The sequence below is a fragment of the Micromonospora sp. BQ11 genome (assembly GCF_052068135.1).
GTDB lineage: Bacteria > Actinomycetota > Actinomycetes > Mycobacteriales > Micromonosporaceae > Micromonospora.
Genome location: NZ_JBQHDB010000019.1, coordinates 64,645 through 84,146, shown reverse-complemented (window position 1 = coordinate 84,146; position 19,502 = coordinate 64,645). Strand labels below are relative to the sequence as shown.

General features: G+C 68.2%; 15 protein-coding genes and 2 pseudogenes. 6 read left to right on the top strand and 11 right to left on the bottom strand.

All coding sequences use genetic code 11. The annotated features are described in order from the left end of the window. Positions 1-31 precede the first annotated feature (31 nt). The 4 genes from ACTMSW_RS29265 to ACTMSW_RS29250 all read right to left on the bottom strand — a co-directional run bounded on the left by ACTMSW_RS29265 (position 32) and on the right by ACTMSW_RS29250 (position 2,981). Positions 32-640 carry a hypothetical protein gene (locus ACTMSW_RS29265; protein ID WP_441183970.1) on the bottom strand — a complete coding sequence of 203 codons (609 nt, stop codon included), beginning with the start codon at positions 638-640 and terminating at the stop codon, positions 32-34. 495 nt (positions 641-1,135) lie between these two features. Then, positions 1,136-2,035 (bottom strand): SDR family oxidoreductase, encoded by a 900-nt coding sequence (locus tag ACTMSW_RS29260; protein ID WP_441183968.1) that lies wholly within the window; start codon positions 2,033-2,035, stop codon positions 1,136-1,138. Between the two features lie 462 nt (positions 2,036-2,497). Beyond that, positions 2,498-2,809: a hypothetical protein gene (locus ACTMSW_RS29255; RefSeq protein ID WP_441183967.1), complete on the bottom strand. Its 312-nt coding sequence runs from the start codon at positions 2,807-2,809 to the stop codon at positions 2,498-2,500. A 34-nt stretch (positions 2,810-2,843) separates the two neighbouring features. After that, positions 2,844-2,981, bottom strand: a complete 138-nt coding sequence (locus ACTMSW_RS29250; protein ID WP_441183966.1) for a hypothetical protein — start codon at positions 2,979-2,981, stop codon at positions 2,844-2,846. A 159-nt stretch (positions 2,982-3,140) separates the two neighbouring features. Between ACTMSW_RS29250 and ACTMSW_RS29245 the strand changes: the two are divergent. Continuing rightward, a pseudogene (locus tag ACTMSW_RS29245) lies at positions 3,141-3,950 on the top strand (SigB/SigF/SigG family RNA polymerase sigma factor). A gap of 824 nt (positions 3,951-4,774) precedes the next feature. Here ACTMSW_RS29245 and ACTMSW_RS29240 read toward each other — a convergent pair. Together ACTMSW_RS29240 and ACTMSW_RS29235 are read right to left on the bottom strand one after the other, a co-directional pair. After that, positions 4,775-5,356: a hemerythrin domain-containing protein gene (locus ACTMSW_RS29240; RefSeq protein WP_441183965.1), complete on the bottom strand. Its 582-nt coding sequence runs from the start codon at positions 5,354-5,356 to the stop codon at positions 4,775-4,777. Next, the gene (locus ACTMSW_RS29235) at positions 5,349-6,563 is read right to left on the bottom strand and encodes a hypothetical protein (protein WP_441183964.1); all 1,215 of its coding nucleotides are present in this window, start codon (positions 6,561-6,563) and stop codon (positions 5,349-5,351) included. Before ACTMSW_RS29235 ends, ACTMSW_RS29240 begins: the two co-directional genes overlap by 8 nt. A 610-nt stretch (positions 6,564-7,173) precedes the next feature. Between ACTMSW_RS29235 and ACTMSW_RS29230 the strand changes: the two genes are divergently transcribed. Both ACTMSW_RS29230 and ACTMSW_RS29225 read left to right on the top strand, forming a co-directional pair. Continuing rightward, positions 7,174-7,836 (top strand): hypothetical protein, encoded by a 663-nt coding sequence (locus ACTMSW_RS29230; RefSeq protein WP_441183963.1) that lies wholly within the window; start codon positions 7,174-7,176, stop codon positions 7,834-7,836. A 98-nt stretch (positions 7,837-7,934) separates the two neighbouring features. Continuing rightward, positions 7,935-9,599, top strand: a complete 1,665-nt coding sequence (locus ACTMSW_RS29225; protein WP_441183962.1) for a hypothetical protein — start codon at positions 7,935-7,937, stop codon at positions 9,597-9,599. A gap of 187 nt (positions 9,600-9,786) precedes the next feature. Here the strand turns inward: ACTMSW_RS29225 and ACTMSW_RS29220 are convergent, their stop codons facing one another. Further along, positions 9,787-10,047, bottom strand: coding sequence for a hypothetical protein (locus tag ACTMSW_RS29220; protein WP_441183961.1), 261 nt, complete (start codon positions 10,045-10,047; stop codon positions 9,787-9,789). 483 nt (positions 10,048-10,530) lie between these two features. Between ACTMSW_RS29220 and ACTMSW_RS29215 the strand changes: the two genes are divergently transcribed. Next, a complete protein-coding gene (locus tag ACTMSW_RS29215) occupies positions 10,531-11,955 on the top strand; it encodes an aminotransferase class I/II-fold pyridoxal phosphate-dependent enzyme (protein ID WP_441183959.1) in 1,425 nt (474 codons plus the stop codon). 64 nt (positions 11,956-12,019) lie between these two features. Here the strand turns inward: ACTMSW_RS29215 and ACTMSW_RS29210 are convergent, their stop codons facing one another. The 4 genes and pseudogenes from ACTMSW_RS29210 to ACTMSW_RS29195 form a co-directional block, all read right to left on the bottom strand. After that, complete coding sequence (locus ACTMSW_RS29210) at positions 12,020-12,175, bottom strand: hypothetical protein (RefSeq protein WP_441183958.1); 156 nt, start codon at positions 12,173-12,175, stop codon at positions 12,020-12,022. Between the two features lie 162 nt (positions 12,176-12,337). Continuing rightward, on the bottom strand, positions 12,338-13,594 hold the full coding sequence (locus ACTMSW_RS29205) for a YbfB/YjiJ family MFS transporter (protein WP_441183956.1): 1,257 nt from the start codon (positions 13,592-13,594) through the stop codon (positions 12,338-12,340). Further along, on the bottom strand, positions 13,560-13,814 hold the full coding sequence (locus ACTMSW_RS29200; RefSeq protein WP_441183955.1) for a class I SAM-dependent methyltransferase: 255 nt from the start codon (positions 13,812-13,814) through the stop codon (positions 13,560-13,562). Before ACTMSW_RS29200 ends, ACTMSW_RS29205 begins: the two co-directional genes overlap by 35 nt. 173 nt (positions 13,815-13,987) lie before the next feature. Beyond that, positions 13,988-14,173: pseudogene (locus tag ACTMSW_RS29195) on the bottom strand (transposase); the annotation flags it as partial. A gap of 229 nt (positions 14,174-14,402) precedes the next feature. Between ACTMSW_RS29195 and ACTMSW_RS29190 the strand changes: the two are divergent. Beyond that, positions 14,403-15,680 carry a serine hydrolase domain-containing protein gene (locus ACTMSW_RS29190; protein ID WP_441183954.1) on the top strand — a complete coding sequence of 426 codons (1,278 nt, stop codon included), beginning with the start codon at positions 14,403-14,405 and terminating at the stop codon, positions 15,678-15,680. A gap of 631 nt (positions 15,681-16,311) precedes the next feature. After that, positions 16,312-19,500 (top strand): hypothetical protein, encoded by a 3,189-nt coding sequence (locus ACTMSW_RS29185; RefSeq protein WP_441183952.1) that lies wholly within the window; start codon positions 16,312-16,314, stop codon positions 19,498-19,500. Positions 19,501-19,502: the final 2 nt, after the last annotated feature.

The following is a 19,502-nucleotide window of genomic DNA, read 5'->3' as shown; positions in this document are numbered from 1 at the left end:
AAGCTCGACGGCGCTAGCTGTAGACGGTGTGCTACTCGTCATTCACCGCTGGAGCCACCGAAACGAGCATCGCCAGAGTCAGCTCGGTGATCACCGGCCAGTTGTCGCGCAGCCCGTACCGGTCGACCAGCAGCTCGCGCAGCTCGTCGTCGGTCTCCGGGGTGATCCGGTCCACCATGCTCGACGGGAAGCTCGCATGCGTTTCGATCCAGTCCGCGAGGGCCGGATCGCGCAGGCGGGCGTACCCGAGCACCGACGCCCGGGTGGAGGCGCCGTTGTCCGGCAGGTTGTCGCAGGACAGCACGGTGAAGGCGGGCAGGCCCGCCCGGCGGCGCCGGTCCAGCGCCTCCACCAGGTAGCCGAAGGTGCCGGTCGGCGCGGCGGGGTGGGTGAGGTCGGCCCGTACGACCGGATCGTCGGACCGGAACCGGCCGTGCTCGTCGACCGGGTAGCCGGCCCCGGTGACGGTCAGGGTGACCAGCCGGGTCCGCTCGTCGGCGAGCCGGTCGAGCACCGCGTCCGGGTCGTCCGGGGCGTAGTGGTAGTCGACCATCGCGCCGACCATTCGCAGGGTGTCGCCGGTGCGGTCCCGCTCGACCAGCGTGTAGAGGAAATCCTGCGGTGCCAGAGCGTCGCGCATTTTGGGGAGTGCAGGCTGACTCCGACCTCGCCCCACCCGGTCTCGCCGAGGCGAGCCAGGGAATCGAGGTAGGCCGCCTGGTGGGCGCGGTGGAAACCTCCGACGCCGATGTGCACCACGGCGGCAACCAGCGCCGAGCGATCGTAGGCCGGAACGTCTAGTCGGTCGGTGAACAGCGGCGCGGTCTGCCCGGTCAGCGGCCGGACGTACCGGTCAACGGGCAGGTCAGGATGGGTGGGAGTGCGGGGTGGTGTCACGGCGCGGCCTTCCAACTGTGCAGGGCCGCGCCGTCCCGGGAACGCCGTGGTTGCGGCCACGGCCGGGAAGCGCGCCTGTCACGAGGGGATCGGTTCGGCCGCTTCTTGACTCCACCGGGGTTGCTTCTGGTACCCGGACAACAGCGTGCGAAACGTAACGAAAAACCCTGTTATCCCGGTCACGAAAGGCGCCCGGGCCGCCGACACCAGGGTGTCGGCGGCCCGGGTGACAAGTTGGTCAGGCCAGTGGCTTGCCGCCGGTGACGCCGAGCACCTCCCCCGTGACGTAGCTGGATTCCTGCGAGGCGAAGAAGACGTAGGCGGGAGCCAGTTCGGCCGGCTGCCCGGCCCGGCCGAGGGGAACGTCCTCGCCGAACGACTCGACCTTCTCCTCGGGCATCGTGGCGGGAATCAGTGGGGTCCAGATGGGTCCGGGTGCCACGGCGTTGACCCGGATCCCCTGCTCCGCCAGCCCCTGGGCCAGGCCCTTGGTGAAGGCGATGATGCCGGCCTTGGTGGTGGCGTAGTCCAGCAGGTCAGGGGAGGGCTGGTACGCCTGGATGGACGCGGTGTTGATGATCGTGGAGCCGGGCTGCATGTGCGGCACGGCCGCTTTGGAGAGCCAGAACATTGCGTACAGGTTCGTCTTGAGCACCTGGTCGAACTGCTCGGTGGTGATGTCGGTGATGCCGCCGGGCTGCGACATCTGGTAGGCCGCGTTGTTGACCAGGATGTCCAGACCGCCCAGCCCGCTGACCGCCTGGGAGATGATCTCCTGGCAGTGCGCCTCGTCGCGGATGTCACCCGGGATGGTGACCGCCTTACGGCCGGCCTTCTCCACCAACTGCACGGTCTCCCGAGCGTCGTCCTCCTCCTCGGGCAGGTAGGAGATGAGCACGTCGGCGCCCTCGCGGGCGAAGGCGATGGCGACCGCCCGGCCGATGCCGGAGTCACCGCCGGTGATCACTGCCCGCTTGCCGTCGAGACGGCCGGTGCCCTGGTAGCTCTCCTCGCCGTGATCCGGCTGGTCGGGCATCTCCTTCGTCGTGCCGGGGGCCGACTGCTGCCCACCGGTCTGCTCCTCGGGGGAGCGGTGCTGCTGCTGCGGGTCCTGCTGCTGGTGCTGGTTCTGGCTCACGGCTCTTCCTCTCGTGCCTGGGGGTTGCGGTCAGGTCATCGACGTGCCGCCTCGTCCGGGCCGCGCACCTTGGCGTCGCTCAGCCCCCCACCACGGCGGAGAGGACGACTCCCGCGACCAGCGCGATGGCACATCCGTGTCCTGGCGGTGCTGCTCGGTGAGCGGCGATGGGGGTTCGCGGCGGTTCCGACCGATCGGTGTACGGCTCGGTGTTCGGCGACGTCCGTCGCTGCGGTGCGGTCGGGCGCGGCATTCGGGCGCGTGTCTTGACCCAATAGGAGCGCTACCCTCGGCCGTCCTGCCTACACCTTCGCGGACGGAGAGGGCTGCCGCCGTCGATGACGACGAGTCCGCTTTATACGGGGTGCCCGCGCCGACGGATCATCCCCGATTACCCGCAGACACGAGGAAGCCCCGCGCTTCCCGTCGGAGAACGGGTGACGCGGGGCTTCCGGAGGTTGGTCAGTGGCCGCTGCGCGGGTCGTGGTCCGGGGTGCGGCTGCCGGACTTGGCCAGGCCGCGGCTGATCAGGTAGCCGATGGTCAGGAGGGTGATGTACCACCAGGCCTTGTCGGCGGCGAAGTAGTCGCTGCCGTTGTCGGCGGCGCCGTCGCCGACAGCGTTGGAGGCGATCAGGACCCCGATGACGGCGAGCAGATAGACCGCCAGCTCGGTGGTCTTCCAGGACGGCTTGGTCTCGTCGCCGTGCCGGTGCACGCGGCGAACATCCCGTCCGTCGTGGTCGGTGCCGCGGGTCTGAGCGGGCGTAGTCATATCAGCTCCTGATGTGCGGTATGGAGGATGCGGCTCATTGCGGCTGTTTTCCGCTGTCAACCGTCATCGATACCCGACCAACTTCCAGGAAAACCTCAGGGCTTTCATTGATTATCAGCGAGCGGTTGCGCGCCGTTGTGGCGCTGGGTGCGACGCCGGTGAGATGGCGCACCGGAGTCCACCGTAAAGGTGAGATTGCCGCCATGCGACCGGCCGGTGCCGTTGGCGGTGACCGTGGGTGGTGGTCCGCCCGCGATAACGGAGGGATCTGGCTGGTGGCACTGGTGAATTCATAAGGCGCGGCCGGTGCGATGCGGAGAAGGCGAACATGATGACCACCACCACCGAACGGCCCGTTGCGACTGACGTATGCGCCGGGCACGACGCGGCCCCGGACGCTCCGGCGACCCGGCTGCTGATCGCGATGGCGGCACTGCCGGCCGGTCATCCGTCGCGCCACGCGGCGCGGGACCGAGCGATCGAGGCCTGGCTGCCACTGGCCAACCATTTGGCGCGGCGTTACAGCGGCCGGGGTGAGCCGGCCGGCGACTCATCCAGACCGCGGCGGTGGGTCTGATCAAGGCGATCGACAAGGTCGATCCGAGCCGTGGTGTCGACTTCGCCGGTTACGCGATCCCGACCATCGTGGGCGAGCTGAAGCGGCACTTCCGTAACCGCACCTGGGACATCCGGGTGCCCCGCCGGTTGCAGGAGCTGCGGCTGGCCATCTCGGATGCCAACAGCACCCTGTCGCACACCCTCGGTCGCTCACCGACGGTGGCTGACATCGCCGCGCACCTCAAGCTCACCGAGGACGAGGTGCTGGAGCCTGGAGGGCGCCCGCGCGTACAACGCGGTGTCGCTGTCCACCCCGATCGGCGACGGTGAGAGCGCCACCGAGGTGGGCGAGATGCTCGTCGGCGAGGACGGCGAGTTCGCCCTCACCGAGCTGCGCGTCGCCCTCGGCCCGGCCCTGGCCACCCTCGACGAGCGCGAACAGAGGATCCTAACGCTGCGTTTCTACGGCAACCAGACGCAGAGCGAGATCGCCGAGCAGATCGGCGTGTCCCAGATGCACGTGTCCCGGCTGCTGACCCGCGCCCTGGCCAAACTCCGCCGGCAGCTCGCCGACGCCTACTGATCGACAGCGCGCCCACTGCTGGCCGCGTGGAGCGCCATCGGTCGCCTCCGACCGGGAGGGTCGATCCCGGACACCCCCTCCAGGTGGCCCTGCGCCAACTGCCGCGGACGCGATCATGGGGGCAGCGCCGCCGCTAGAGGGCGCGGGGAGGCGCAACGGACGACATGCGCGTACGCCGGCCGTTCGTCGCCTTCGGCCGGGGTCGCCACCGCGTCAGCACCTGCGCCGGATGGTGAACCCGGGGCCAAGCCTGAAGCGGCGTCGCGCGATCGCACCAGCGGCCACCGTGGCGGCGGCCGCCCCGGCGACGAGGATGGCAGATCGTCGGCGAAGGGCTGAGCGCAGTGCGGTCGGGGCACGCCGGCCGGTTCGACCAGCTGTCGCCCCTGCCTGATGCCGTGCGTTGCCGGAGATCGTGCCGACGACGGCAGATGCCCTCCGCGTCATCCCCGAGCCGAGCGCCTTTCCGTGTTGCCGCACGGAACGGCTCTCGCCGCCGACATGTGCGCCCGTGGTGACCCGAGCCCCGTGCAAGGCGCCCGCCGCCCGCGCTCGTGTCGCCTGCGCTTTCGCGCGTGTCGCCTGAGCTGTTGGCATGCCAGTGTCGGTAAGCGGGATCCGGTGATGTCGCCGCACATCCGCGGTCACGGCCTCGTCAAGCCCGCGCCGGCCGCGAGATCAACCGGCGCGTTCGCCGTGCCCCTGTCTTCCCCCGCTCGCTGTGGTCGGCGGCGTACGGAACAGCCGCCGACCACCTTGTGACGTCGTCTAACCCGTACTCCGGGCTGAACATCCTGTCCTTCCCGGCGCACGGGTCATTCCGGTCAGCTCTGCGACGGCTTCCGGATCGCGTCGCGGAACCGGTCGAGGACCGCCAGGGCCGGACCCGCAGCGAGGTTGCCCTTGGCGGATTGTGTGCTGGGGTGCGGTCGGGTCGGTGCGGTGGCCTCCGCAGCGCGTACGGCGGTGGCGAGGCTGCGCAGCCGTCCGGCCGGCACGTGCTGACGCAGCAGGGGAAACTCGTAGCGCTCTTCGTAGCGGGCATGGGTGAGCACGGCCTCGCGCAGCAGGATGATGCCGGTGTCGAAGCCGTCGGCGTCCACGCCGCCCGCGATCAGTGTCTTCAGCGTCTCCTTGGCCTGCCGCTCCTCGTCGAGCCTGTCGTCGACCATCGCATCGCCACCGCCTCCAGGCAGAGTCCGGGCAAGCGGGTGCAGGACCTCCTCCTCAGCGGTCTCGTGTGCGGCGAGAAGCTTCACCAGGTCGTCGAAGGCGCCGCGGCGGGTGTCGCCGGTGCTGCCGATGACCAGCAGGAAGAGCTGCTCGACCTGCGCGTGCTGCGCGAGCAGCAGGTCGACCACGTCCTCCTCGGGGCCGGGCGTGGCCGGTGCGCCGGTGTCAGGCATGGCTGCCTCCCTCGGCGCGCAGGCGCTGCACCGGGTGCGGCCCCTCGGTCTCGATGCGGTACTCGTCGCCGAAACGCTCCCGGTGCATCTCGATGACCTGCTCGCTCGGCGGCTGCTGGCCATCGTGCAGTTGCTGCTGCATCCACTCGAAGCGCTCGTGCGCCTCGGTGACGTAGCCCTCGCCGAGCTTCGTCACGTCGACCGTCGTGGCCAGCAGGTGGCGCAGGTACTCCTTGTTGGGTTCGAAGGTCAACGGCTCGGGCAGGCCGGCGCTGCCGACGATCTCCTCCGGCTCCCGGCCGTCGTGCCGACGCAGCAGATCGGCCGCCTGCTGCAGGTGGGCCAACTCCATCTGCAGGTGCAGCTCCCAGACCGCCTTGATCCGGGGGTCGCTCTCCTGCTGCAGGAAGGAGTAGTACAGCCAGCACTCGTTGTACTCGTGGGTGAGCAGCCGCTCCCACCAGTTCTCGCCTGGGTCCAGCAGTGACTCGTAGTGGGTGACGTGCTCCTGCTCGATCAGGCTGATCTCCTGGTAGAGCTGGCGCGCGATCGGCTCCATGTACTGCGGGCCGACGTTCATGTAGTAGAACATCACCTGCTGCTCGGCCGAGAGGATCGTCAGCGCGTGCAGCTTGGAGCGCGGGTCCACCGAGTTGCGGTCGTACGGGGTGCGGACCTCGTCGAACGGGTGCCGGTGCTCCTGCGCGGTCGGCCGGCCGGGCATCACCTCGGTCAGGCCGTTGACGATCTTTTCGGCCTTGCGGCGCTCGACCATCTCGTACAGGTTGGCGTAGCGGTAGAGGTGGTCGAAGTCCTCCAGCACGCCGAACTCGTACGCCTGCTTCAAGTAGGGGTCGGGCTCGTGGCGGGCCACCCAGGCCGTGAGGTCGACCGCCACCTGCTCGTAGCCGAGCGTCGTCTCCAGCACGCTCGCCACGCCGGGAAGCAACCAGTTCACCACCCGCTGCTGCTGGCTCTCCACGTACCGGACGTACGCCAACTGGCGGCGGACCTCCTGGTCCGGGCAGTTGCGGGCGAACTGGTGCTGGAAATTGATCGCCTCGACCTCGATGCCGTTCATCGTGATGATCCGGCAGCGCGTGTACGGGTCGACCGCCTCCGGATCGATCGGCTCGACGTTCAGCTCACGCCAGTTGCGGAGCTGGCTCTCCAGGGGAATCCCCTTGTGGTCCAGTGGATTGAACATCGTCTCTCCATTCGCGTCGGGGTACCCGTGTGGTTCCTACCCGGATCGCGGGCGGCGAACCGCCCAAACCCGACCCTCTTGGGAAGAAGCACCCAGGGCTTCCGTGATCCGACGAACGACCAGGGCAACCGACGCCGAGGGCGCAGCGCGGCGCGAGCTGATCATGCGGGCCAGGCGGTGGACCAGGTGATGCGCTCCGATGACGGATGCGCTGGTGGGGAGGACGTGCGATAAGCGGGGGTATCGGCGCCGCGTGGGGCGCGGCCCCTGTGCGTCGGCGCGGTCCTCGGCCTCGGAGTCCTGATCCTGTCGGCGATGGCGGTACGCGTCGCGGGTCCGGCTTCGCTGATCCTCCGAAGCGCCCTTTCACGGGATCAGCGTCAGACCCTTCATCCCGTACTTCCTGGGCACGTGAGTCCGTACGTTGACAGCGGCCTGCTTTGGCAAAGGCCGGTCTGTGCATTTGCACAACTGGCATGCGCAGCGAGTTGGGCGTTTGTTCGCTTGCCCCCCGCGCGCGCCGTTGATGTAGTGGGGCGGTCGTCGCCACTTCCCGGACCAACTGACCTGAAACGCGCTCGATCAGAATTGACGAGGAAACGAGGAGATCATGATCCGCGGAGATGTTACTACCGCCGCCAAGGCTCGGGTCGACCCTGCGGGGCGCGGCCGCCGAGCGGCAGGGCTGGGACTACTACTGACCGCAGCCTTGGCACTTCCTCTTGCGAACGCCACTCCAGCCCTCGCCGATGTTCGTGGCTCCGACAAGATCGGGCCGGAATGTGAGGTCAACAGCAACGGCGTTTATTCCTGCCGCACCTACATGTCCGAGTGGATTACCAACGCCAGGGATCCGCAGTCCCTGGGCACTCGCGGTGCCCATCACAACATGAACATGTACTACTTCCCGAACTCCGCGCACCAGCGTGTTTATGTCAAGGGTTACGCGGCTGTGTATGACCGCACGGGCGCGGACGTGGACCGGATGCGTATGACGCAGACATACAAGGCGTTGGGCATCGGCGGTGGCACGGTTTCGGTCGCCTGGGGTGGTGTCGAGGTCGGCGAAGAAGGCGCAACGGTGAGTGCCCGCGAGGTCAGGCTGGACATGACCCGGCAGGACATCCAGCACATGTCCCGGAACGTTGACTTGAGCTTCCCGCGCGGGTACAGCGCGCACAGTGTCGAGATGGTCACCAACAGCACTATCGAGTACCCCACGACCAACCGCACCTACCGGCTAGCCAGCGCCGGACGCATCACCGACTACTGATCGGGCAAGCCCGCGTCGGCCGCTGCGACCGTACCCGCAGCGGCCGACGACACAATCGATCCAGAACCGGCAGATTGATCGCGAGGAGGGTGACAGCGGTGTTCACCGTAGTGCGGAACCTGACCGTCCGGGTCGCGCTGGCAGCCGCCTTGACGGTCCTCACAGCCTGCTCGACGGTTGCCGGCGCGGAGCGACCTGGGGTGCGGCTGTCACAGGCTTGGCTGGAGCGAGCCGGAGCGCACACCAAGGACCTGATCTATCCAGGGCCCGTCTATCCGGCAACGGCAACGCCGTTGGACCCCGATCCGGTGTTGTACGCCGACGCGGTGTGGGCTCTGGCCGAGGCCGGGCAACTGTCACCTGCGCAGCGTGAACAGGCCACCACGCTGCTGGTGCGCTGGCTCCCTCGGGAGCAGGAAGGCGAGGGCGACCCCGACGGTTTCCTGCGGCTTTCCGTGGTTCGCGCGCTAATGGCTCTGAACGCAATCGGTCGACTCAGCGACGATGACCGCACCGCGACCCTTCAGTGGGCCGCGGTCGTTCTTGCCGCGCCCGACCCCGCGAACTCACCACGTCGAACCGCCGTAGCGGCTCGTCTGGTCAACCAACTGAACCACGTCAACGGCTTTGCCGGTGGTGCCGACTGGTCAACCCTCCTGCGTCGAGCCGGCACCGAGATGCCTTGCGCCGGGGTCGATTCGGTAGCCGACGCCGCGGTGGCGGCGATCCTTGCCGTCGTCGCTCGCCAGCGTTGCGATATCTCTACTGAAGTGCGCGCCCTTGCCGCGGCACGACTGACGCATACCGGCCCGGACGCACCGGCCGCCGTGCACATCGCCGTAATTGCCGACTTGTGGCCGCTGGTAGCCGTGCAGGCGGTGGATCCGCGCGCCTTCGCCGACCGAATGAGGTGGACACTGGAGACACTGGGGCGTCCCGAGTACGCGCGCGGCGGCGAACTGGGTCAAGGTGCGATATTGCCAGTGGTCGAAGCCGCTCACGCGACAGCGATGGAGGTGGCCCTGCCACACGTGCAAACAGAGACCCTGCTACGGATCGTGCGCTCGCAAGGACGCTTGCCCGACAAAGTTGGCCACGCCGACGTGCTGGACACCGCCGCCGCAGTTCACTTGCTAACCCACCTGGACACGCCTACGCCTATCGTTGTGACCCGGGACCGACCGATGAAGTTGGTCGATCGATTGGCGCTCGGCCTAGCGACGGGCCGCGGCGATTCGATGCCTACCGAACGGGAGGCCGCCGATTCCCTCGGGACCCACCCCGCTTCTCCGGTGACGCTGAGTTACTTGGCCAGTGCCTACCCCCGTTTGTGCCTGCAATCGATGGATGAAACGAGGAAGGCGCTGGCACACGACACAAGCATCGGTGAGTGGCCCGTTGATCGCATCTTCCATGCAGCGTTACTGCTGTCGGCCACCCAGGGATGTGCGTACTCCGAGCAGAAGCACCTAATGGACGAGTTGCGCGGGGCTTTGGATGCCTTCCTTGTTGGGTCCACCCGTAGTGGCGACATCGTTGAAATCTGGTACGCGGCCGAAGCCTGGTGTCTGCTGGGGCGCCCATCTGGCCATCTTCCCGACCGAGCAGAGTTGAACCGGCTCCTTGATCAGCAAGTTGGCCTCAACGAAATTGATCCTGGCGCGAGTGTGCGCCAACTGTACGCAGCGTTGCGATTGGATGAGATCGTTCACGATTCTGACAGTAACTGTCAGCAGGCGTGGTGGAACTCGGATAGAACCTGAGCAGGGTTGGTGAGCCGGCGCCCGGAGAGCGGTTACAGGACACCAGCATCGCTGCAGCTTCGATCGCGCAGTTACCAAGCGGCGCGACCGCGCTTGCAGGGCTTGGTGCATTCCTCGCACTGCCTTCGGACCCTGGGCCTTCATCGGCGGCGGCGGTCAATCTCAGTCAGGCGCTCTTCGTAGCTGATCACGCTGTTCGCCTGAGCCAGTAGACGTTCGGGTGGGGTGTTGAGGTCCGGGCGCAGATCTGTGCAAGGTTCAGGCGTACCAGTTCGATGATGTGGTCACGGGCCGCGTCGCCGAGGGCCAGGAACATGTGCACTTTGGCCTTGAGGAAGGCTTGTAGCTCCAGGTGCCGTTTGAGGATGTTCTGGTCGCGGCCGAACACGACCCAGCCCTTCTCGCCTATCGCCGGCAGCCAGTCTTCATCCGTCAGGCCCTGCTCCAAGCGCTCCCGGGTGAAGTCGGAGGCGGGCTGTGGACCCGCGGAAACGCGGGTCAGGTGCTCTTCTCGGGCGTCTCCTGCGGAGATTCAGCCCGCCAAGTCCAGCAATGCATATCGGAATAGTGGATGATTTCCCGATCGGGTGGACTGGCCATCAGCCGCTCGTTGGTGACCGCAGCCGGCCACCTGAATCCGGCCTGAGGCGGTGACTGTGGCGGCATTGCCTGCGGTCGGGCGGTGGCCCCTGCGCAATCTCGGCGGGTCGCCGGTTCCCGGGCTGCGCCCGCAGCAGACGCGCCCGGGACCGCCGCCGGAGTCGGTGGCATCGCTGTGTGAAGGCACGAAAGGCGGAGTTCTTCTTTCGGAATATTGCCAGGTGACACCGGCCCGCCTTACGTCGAGGCTGATGTCGTCTATCGATAATCTGGAATGCTTTGGCCGGCTCGAACCTCGGCCCCGGAACCGTCGAACACTACGCGCGGATCAGTGAGCCAGCGCCTGGTCCGCGCATCCATTGGTGGTTTCACCGCTGTAGACCGATTGGCTGTCAAACGGCAGACAACTCCGTGTTGTCACGATGAAAGGCTGTGCATGCAACACGCGCTGACCACGCTCCTGGCCGACGATTCCCCACCCGTGATGCCGGATGCCCAACTCCTGCGGGACTACCTGCGGAAGGGATCGCCGCAGGGCGACCCGCTGTGTCTGAGCTTCGGGGAGACCTGGTCCGAAGTCGCTACGGGCCTCGCGGCGTGCGTCGACTCCACGGAGCGCTCCGGCCACGGGTATCAGCTGTCGATGTACGGCCTTCCGGCTCTGCGTCGCGCGCTGATCCCCCGGCTGCTCGCGGAACACGGGCTCGACGACCCGGCGACCTGGGAGGGCCGGCTCGACCTCGCGGTGACGTGGACCGGCACCCGCAGCGCGATGTACGACTACGGCCGGTTCCTTCGTGCCGAGGACACCACCGACCGCATTCCTGTGGCTGTGGTCGCTGGCCCGAGTTGGGACTACAGCGGTGTACTGACACCCCTCGGATACCGCGTTCGGTACCTGGAGCTGTCGCCGACCGACGGCTTTCGCCCCGATCCGCAGGCGTTCGCGGCCCTCGTCGACGACATCGCTGGGAATCCCAAGGAGCGGCTGGCGCTGGTCGTGGTCAACACACAACACAATCCAACGGCGGTGAACTGGCCAGCGTCGTTCGTGACGCAAGCTGTCCGTACGGCGTTCGACCGGGATGCCGCGGTCCTCGTCGACGACGCGTACTTCGCCGTGCACAACCTCGGAGTCACCCCGACCTCCGCCTTGAAGATAGTGCTCGGCGAGTTGGCGAACCGGCCGGCCGGACGCCATCACTGGCTGGCCGTGCGTTCGTTGGGGAAGCAGTTCCACTGCAACGGTTGGGGGCTCGGCACGGTTGTCGGTGACCCGTCGACCCTGGAGACTCTGGTCAATCGATACCGGTTGCACCACAGTCTGATGTACGGAGGTATCCAGCAACAGGCCATGGCGCGCTGGCTCGAGGATCCGGCGAGCGATGCGTTCCTGGCCGAGCAGCAGCGCAAATACACCAAGAAGCGCCACCTGATTGGGGAGTTCCTTCGGCAGCGACTCGGCTATCCGGCCGACAAGGTACACCTGGGCGAATGCACCTCCTACATGTTGTTCGCCGTGCCGGCGTGCCATGTCGAGGCCCATTCCACTGACGGCGGGAAGGCCCCGACCGAGCGGTTCCGGCAGGACTGCTTCGATCGCACGGGTGTGCTGTTCGCTCCCGCGTGGCCGTGGCCGTACAGCGGAGACGCTCGGCCGCTGCCCTGGATGCGGATGTTCCTGGGGCCTGACGCTGACCGACTCATGTCCGGGTTGGAACGCCTCGCGGAGGCCGGCATCTCCTACCAAGGCTGAGTTCGCTCCTTGACGCGACCACCGCCCTCGGTTCTGGCAGCGGAGCCGAGGGCGGCGCACAAGCTCAAGCGGGCGGCAGCCGTACCGGCACGCGGTCGTAGCCACGCAGCACCCGGGTCGGACGGCGGTGCGGCTTGCCAGCCGGCGTCAGGTCGGGGTACCGGTCGAACAGCGCCCGCAGGCCGATCTCGCCCTCGAGCCGGGCGAGCGCCGCGCCCAAGCAGTAGTGCCCTCACCGTCAGCGGCGGCGGCGAGCTGTACTGCGGGGACTTCGGCGGCGGGGACTCGGTCGTGCTGATGCATGGCTGGCCGCTGTCCGGCCGCAGCTGGGAAGCCTTCGATTCCTCCGCCTCGTGGTATCGGTGGACATCACCAGGATCGATCACAGGGACGCGCGGGACGGCTCGATCATGTCGCCGACCCGGTGAGGGAAGCCGAGTCGCAGCGCTGCGGCGGCGAGGGCGGCGAGGGCCACGATGCCTGCGCCGATCAGCAGCGGTGTCTGGTAGCCGTTGCCCAGCAGGGGTTCGACGATGAGCGGGCCGGTGATCTGACCTACGGCGTACCCGCTGGTCAGCAGCGCGACGGCGCGGGGGAGCCGCAGGTGGGTGCCGATGGCCAGGGCCAGGTTGCTGATCCCCACGAAGGTGCCTCCGAACAGGGCGGCGACGACGGCGGCGACGGCGCCCGGTAGTAGCGCCGGCAGGGCCAGCCCGATCGCCTGCAGGATCAGCGCGGCGACCATCAGTGTCGGCCGGCTCCACCGTCGTGCGAGGGCGGCCCACAGCGCCGCGCCCGGCAACGCCGCGATCCCGACGATCACCCAGGCGCCGTAGCCGACCCGATCCTGGCCCGCTTGCTTGATCGCGGCGACCAGGAACGTCCCGGCGATGATGTAGCCGACACCTTCCACGGAATAACTGGCGAAGGCCCACCAGAACCAGCGATGGGTACGGTGCCGCACGGTTCGTACCGGCGCGTCGGCAGCCGGTCCCTCGGCGGCCGACAGGCTCCAGGCGAGGACGGCGAAAACCGTGGCCATGGCCGCGGAGAGCATCCACGCCGCGCGCCAGTCGAGAGTCGAGTGAATGGCGAGGATCAGCAGCCCGGACAGTGCGAGTCCCGCCCCGATCCCGCCGAAGCCCCATCCGGCCAGCTGCGGGGCGCTGCCGCGCAGCCGGGAAAGCATGGCGCTGGTGGCGACCACGAACACCAGCGAGCTTGCGACTCCGGAGACGCCGCGGGCGATCATCCAGACCGGCAGGGACGTGGTCAACGGCCTTGCGGCCAGGGCGAGAACCGTGACGACAAGAGCCACGCGCATCGTCGTCGCGGAGCCAGCCAGGCGGGGTGCCAGGATGCCGAGCAGGGCGCCGACGAGGTAACCGACGTAGTTCCCGGGCGCGAGGGTGGCGCCCCCGCTCGCCGAGTACAGGCCCAGGTGAGTGCTGTAGGTGAGCATCTTCTCGAAGACCAGCCGCGCCTCGTCGTAGTCGGCCTTGGGATACGCGATCGCATAGACGGCGGGGTGGATGACCGAGAGGATAGGCGACCGGCTGGCTTCAGCACGCGACGCAGCTCGGCGAGGGGGCCGGACCAGTCGTTTAGGTAGGTAGGACCAGAGACGCGACGACGTCATCGAACTCGGCGTCTGCGAACGGCAGTGGCGCGTTCAGGTCCGCCACGTGCGGGTCGGCGTCTTCACCCAGCCTCTGGCGGGCCAGTTCGACCATGGCCGCACTCACGTCGAAGCCGGTGACCACGGCTTCGTTGGCACGCAGCGCAGCTGACAACGGGCCGGACCCGCACTCCGCCTCGAGGATCCGGCGACCTCGTACGTCGGCGGCGAGACGGAGCATCTCAGGTCGCTCGTAGTACGCCTTGACAGGTTGGACTCGTTCTCCGCCGAATAGGCGTTCGCAAACCTGTCGTAGTCAGTCACTTGTTGTCACCGTTACCCCTTTCGCATAAAGGGCAAGGATGCATTCCTGCCAAAGTCGCGTGGGTGCGACAAGCAAGCACCCAGCTCATGCGCGTGGGCCAGGGTCCGATCCCACGTCCCGTCCACCGCCGCAACCGTTCATGGCAGCTTTTCCACGGCCCATAGCGGTCGGGCAGGTCCCGTCACGGCGCCCCGGTCAGCAGCTTCCACAAATCCCGTTGATCAGTGCCGGTGAGTCCGCCACCGGCCCGAACGCCGACCCGGCGCGGACAGCAACGGCTCAAGTTGCGATCCTGCAGGCCCTCACGCCACCCCAGCGCCCGCCGATACGGGGGCGCCGAGCATTCCCCACCCTCCGCCATCTCCCTGGCCTCGGCGGCCACGGCAGGCTGAGGAACGACTCAGCAGGTAGTGCAGGCACTACCTGATCAGTGACACTGGCTGGACGCTTACCTGGGTAGCCGTCTGCAATGATTCAGCTGACATGTCCCGACATGATTGAAGCATGACGGATTCGAACGATGTCACCAAGTCTCGCCACATCTTCTTGAAAGCAGCACTTGTCTTGACGACGGCTGTTGCGCTGACCGGTTCCGGGGTTGCCGTCGCCAGTGACGAGCGGCCGAAGCCGGACAAGTCCGCTACGCCTATCGTGAATGACGCCCTGCAGCGGGAGGTTGCCAAGCATGTCATGGAGGCCGGCCCACCCGGTTACATCGCCCGAATCGACAACGGAAAGCAGATTTACACCCTGGCTCAGGGAGTAGCGGACAAGACCACCGGCCGTCCGATCACCGTGCACGACCAGTTCGAGGCCGGCAGCAACACGAAGACCTTCACGGCCGTACTCGCGCTGCAGCAGGTCGACCGCGGCAAGCTCAAGCTGGACGCGCCGGTTGAGAAGTACCTGCCGGGCGTCGTGCCGAACGGCGAGAACATCACCGTCCGGATGCTGCTCAACCATTCCAGCGGCCTGTTCAGCTACACCAGCGACCCGGACTTCTTCATCAACATGGAGAAGGACCCGCAGCACGTCCACACCGACGCGGAGCTGCTCGCCGTCGCGTTCAAGCACGAGCCGTACTTCGCGCCGGGCAAGGGCTGGCAGTACTCGAACACCAACTACACCCTGCTCGGGATGATCCTGCAGAAGCAGACCGGGAAGAGCATGGCCACTCTGGTGGAGGAGCGCATCACTCGCCCGCTCGGCCTCAGGCACACCTACTTCGCCGAGCCCAAGGCGACCGGCACCGGCCCGGGATACGCCCACGGCTACGCGATCAATTACGCCAGCGGCACCCCGCAGTACACCGACGTCTCCGACTGGCCGCTCAGCTGGGCCGGGGCCGCGGGGGCCATGATCTCCACCACGACCGATCTGTCCCGCTTCTTCTCCGCGGTCCTCCAGGGCAAGCTGTTCTCCCAGGCGCAGCTCAAGGAGATGAAGACCACCGTTCCACTGCCGGAAGGCTCCCACATCAAGGGCGGCTACGGCCTCGGCCTGTTCCGCACCGACACGCCGGGCGGGACGGTCTGGGGGCACGGCGGTGACACCAATGGCCACCACAGCACCGCCGTGGCGACCGAGGACGGCCGGCGTACCGCGGTCACCAACTCCACCGGCGAGCCCAACCACCTGACTGAGAATCCCGGTGCGAAGCGGTACTACCAGGCCACCGTCTTCGGTGCCGACACCGTGAACATCTACCAGATGCTCGACAAGCCCGTCCCGTCCGAGGTGCTGGAGAACTTGCGGGGCATCACTCCCGCCGCTGCCGAATAACGAATAGTCCGGCACAGCCACGGCACCTTCTCGCGGTCACCGCGAGAAGGCGCCGTGATGGGACCAGTGCGGTCACGGCCGAGGGCTCGCGCCGGCCACCCGGGAGTGCGGTTGAGGGCGTCTGTCTGCCTCAGGGCGTAGCGCGGGCCGTCTGGGCTGGCTGCTCAGATGGGCTGGGGTATCGTCGGGGCGGTAGCGGGCCTTGATGTGGACGCGTTCGCCCTGTGGGCCGAGAATGCTGAGGAACTCGACGGGGCGTTCGTCGGCGGTGCCGAACCAGTGCGGGAGGTGGGTGTCCACCCGCCTGGATGCCGATGCGGTTCGACCGGCCGCTCGCCGTCTGCGCTGATGGCGGACACGGTCCGATCCGGTACCACGTCACCGGGTATGAGCGCATTTGCGGGTCGTCCCGATGGTGGGGCGGTGGGTGCGGTCGGTACTGACGACGTCCTGTCGGCTCGCCCCCGTTCACCCCCGACAACCCCGTCTGCGGATGTCAATCAGTGACAAGGGTGATCGGTCCCGGTCGTCGACGCGGTGGCGGCGGCACTCGCAACGTAGGTAGCGGGCCGGCGAAGTATGGGCAGCGGCTACCGATGTCCCCGCGGGCGGCCGAGGCCAGGGTGGGCGTATGGCCTTTTCGCCGTCGTTCGCCCTCACCCGGGCCGAGGACCAACTCGTGTTGCAGGTGTCGGTCAGCAACCTGCAGTCGCAGCTGCGCCCCGGCCCACCGACCGGCTACGACCTGAAGCTGGTTACCGGCGCCGCACAGGGGCACCTGTGGGTGCGGTTCCCCCCGCAACAACTCCTGGAGAACGCCGCCCGGGGCGCCAGCCTGCGACTGGTGCAGACCAAGCCGGTCTTCACGCCACCCAGCGACGTGGTGCTCGTGGTGCGTCCGTCGGACGGCCCGATCGACCTGTCCGTCGCCGGTATCCTGGCCGCGATCTCCCGGCTGGAGATCGTCCCCGGTGAACAGGGCGGCGCGGTCGCCCCGCTTGACGCCCGGCCACCCCGGCCGGCCACCTCGGCGTACCACCTGGTCGCGGCCGCGATGGCCGGGCACGTCGGCCGGCCCGGGGACCCGGCCGCGGCAGAGGACCGGCGCCAGGACCGCGCGGCCCGCCGGGCCGCCGTCAGCCCACCACGATCCAGCGGTACGTCCAGCGCCCGCGCCGCCGACGCCGCGCTGGTGGCCGCCCCGCCGCCGGGCTTTCCGCAGGCGTCGCAGTTCCGCCTGCCCTACCTGCTCAACCTTCAGTCCCCCGGCGGCCACGTCCGGCTGCGGCACGCCTCCGCGGCCCGGGTGAACGCCGGCCGCACCGCCCTGTGGAGCACCCGGCTGGAGGTCACCTCGGTGGACCTCTCGACCAGCGCCGAAGTGCCACTGGCGGCGCGCTTCACCCACACCCCGCAGAGCAGTGCACCGCAGCCGGGGTGGGCCGACGACGTCAACGACGCGCGGCTCAAGAACACCCTCAGGGCCGACCTGTGCGTCGAGATCTCCGAGCAGTCGCGCACCATCGCGCCGGCCACCGTGCAGCGGCTCGCACTGAGCAGCCTCGGCGGCTGGCTCAGCGTGCGTGGTGACTGGCCCGACCCGCCGCCGGGCTCCACGCCCGAGCAGATCGCCGCCACTGTCGCGCAGTGGCGCCACGACACGTCGATGGGCCGCGACCAAGCTCAACGGATCGTCGTGGTGGGCCGGCTCTACCCGTTCGGCCACCGGGCGATCTTCACCGAGGAGACGGTTCGGCGCTTCGAGAGCGGCAGCACCCGGGTTGCCGCGCTGCGCACCGCGGCGACCATCCTGGTCACCGATCCGCACATGCCGTTCGTGTCGCCCGTCAAGTCGGTGGCCGACGTGGGCGGCGATGCTCATCGGCGCTGGCCGTTCACCCACGTCGATGTCGTCACCACGGTGACGCCGCCGCTGGAGGCTGTCCAGCCGGCCGGTGGGATGACCGGCTCACGGGTGCTGCGGCTGGACGCCGCCACACCATTCGCCTATCAGCTGATCGGCTACGACCATGAGGGCAGCCCGGTGCCGTTCGCGCTTCCGCTGCTCTTCGTGCCCAACACCGCCTCCGATGCACAGGCCCGGGCGTTGTGGGACACCCTCGGCGGCGGAGCACAGGTGCCCGGGAACGTCTTCCGGACCATCCAGGCCGGTGGGCAGCCGATGGCGGTAGCCCCGATGCCGGAGCCCACATCAGCAGCGACCCGGTCAGCGGCCGGCCTGGAGGTGCCCACCCCGGAGCAGGCCACGACGGTGCTCACCCGCAAGGTCGACCTGGCGCTGGATGCCGCCACCGGGCTGCCGGTCGCCCAACAGATCGTCGGGCGCGTCGCCGCGCTGGACCGCTACGCGCCGGGGGCGAAAGAGGCGGTGCTGCAGTACGCCGCGCCGTACACCCAGGCGCTCTTCGACGGGGCGAACGCCCAGGGACAGGTCTTCCTGAAGCTGATCGGCGAATCGCCGGCGGTCGGCCTGGCGCAGGAGGCCACCGGTGGGCTGGCCGCCCTCACCCTGAGCACCTCGGCGATCTCCCGGCGGTTCGGGGCGCTGGCGGGTGCGGACCTGCCCACCCTGGCAGCCGGGGCGGTGGACCTGTCGTTCCTCAAGGACGCCGACAAGCTGCTGGGTCTGGCCAGGATCAAGGATCTGCTGCCCACCGACGAAGGCATCGTCCGGGAGCTGGGCAAGGCCTACAAGATGGTCAGCGACCTGGTCGACGGCGTCGCCTCGCAGGTGTTGACCTGGGACACCAAGCTCTTCGGCGACAAGCCGCAGGCCCGCTTCCACCAGGGCTTCGTGGTGTTGCGGCCGCTGCGGGAAAACCCCGGTGACGCCAACAAGGCCACCCTGAGGATCACCCAGACCACCGAGGTGGACACCGCCCGGCTCGAGACCCGGTCCACCAGCGAGTGCCTGGTCGAGCAGGTGGAGTTGCAGATCCACTCCACCACCACGCCGGCCTTCGACACCGTGCCGCTGCTCAGCGTGCCGATCAGGAGCATCCGGTTCACCAGCAGGGACGCCGGCAAGCCCGACGTCGACATCAAGCTGGGCGCGCTGCGCTACGGCCAGGTGCTCGCCTTCATCGCCACCCTGGCCGAGTTGATCGACCAGGAGGGTTTCTCCGACCCGCCGGCGCTGACCGTGACCCCGACCGGGGTGCGGTCCGGCTTCAGCTTCCCGGTGCCGTCGCTGGCGATCGGCGTTTTCGCGCTGGAGAACATCGCCATCTCCGCCGGCGCCGAACTGAACTTCACCGGCGAGCCGTACCCGCTCTCCTTCGATCTTGGCTTTTCCACCCCGGACAACCCGTTCCGGCTGACCATCGCCGCGCTCGGCGGGGGTGGGCACCTCGCCATCGGCCTGGCCACCACCGGCCTGATCAAGCTGGTCGGTGCCCTGGAGTTCGGCGCCTCACTCTCGGTCAACCTGTTCGTGGCGCGCGGGTCGGTGGAGGCGATGGGCGGTGTGCTCTTCGACATCGACGCCAGCAAGGACATCGCCCGTATCGGCGGCTACTTCCGCATCCGCGGAGAGGTCGAGGTCCTGAGCATCATCAGCGTCTCGATCACCTTGACGCTCACCCTCGACTACGACCTCAACTCCAATGAGCTGTTCGGCTACGCCGAGATCGCCGTGGAGATCAAGGTGCTGTTCTTCAGCGAGTCGGTGGTGGTGGCCATGGAGCGCCGCTTCGCCGGCCCCAGCGCCGATCCGACCTTCGCCCAGCTGATGGCGCCGACCGGGCGGCCCGGCCCGCGCCCGTGGGACACCTACTGCGCCGCGTTCGCACAGGAGTAGAC

Coding starts and splice junctions, on each gene's coding strand:
- ACTMSW_RS29265 (WP_441183970.1), bottom strand. CDS start 640: ATGCGCGACGCTCTGGCACCGCAGGATTTCCTCTACACGCTGGTCGAG.
- ACTMSW_RS29255 (WP_441183967.1), bottom strand. CDS start 2,809: ATGACTACGCCCGCTCAGACCCGCGGCACCGACCACGACGGACGGGAT.
- ACTMSW_RS29240 (WP_441183965.1), bottom strand. CDS start 5,356: ATGCCTGACACCGGCGCACCGGCCACGCCCGGCCCCGAGGAGGACGTG.
- ACTMSW_RS29235 (WP_441183964.1), bottom strand. CDS start 6,563: ATGTTCAATCCACTGGACCACAAGGGGATTCCCCTGGAGAGCCAGCTC.
- ACTMSW_RS29230 (WP_441183963.1), top strand. CDS start 7,174: ATGATCCGCGGAGATGTTACTACCGCCGCCAAGGCTCGGGTCGACCCT.
- ACTMSW_RS29205 (WP_441183956.1), bottom strand. CDS start 13,594: ATGACGTCGTCGCGTCTCTGGTCCTACCTACCTAAACGACTGGTCCGG.
- ACTMSW_RS29200 (WP_441183955.1), bottom strand. CDS start 13,814: ATGCTCCGTCTCGCCGCCGACGTACGAGGTCGCCGGATCCTCGAGGCG.
- ACTMSW_RS29190 (WP_441183954.1), top strand. CDS start 14,403: ATGACGGATTCGAACGATGTCACCAAGTCTCGCCACATCTTCTTGAAA.
- ACTMSW_RS29185 (WP_441183952.1), top strand. CDS start 16,312: ATGGCCTTTTCGCCGTCGTTCGCCCTCACCCGGGCCGAGGACCAACTC.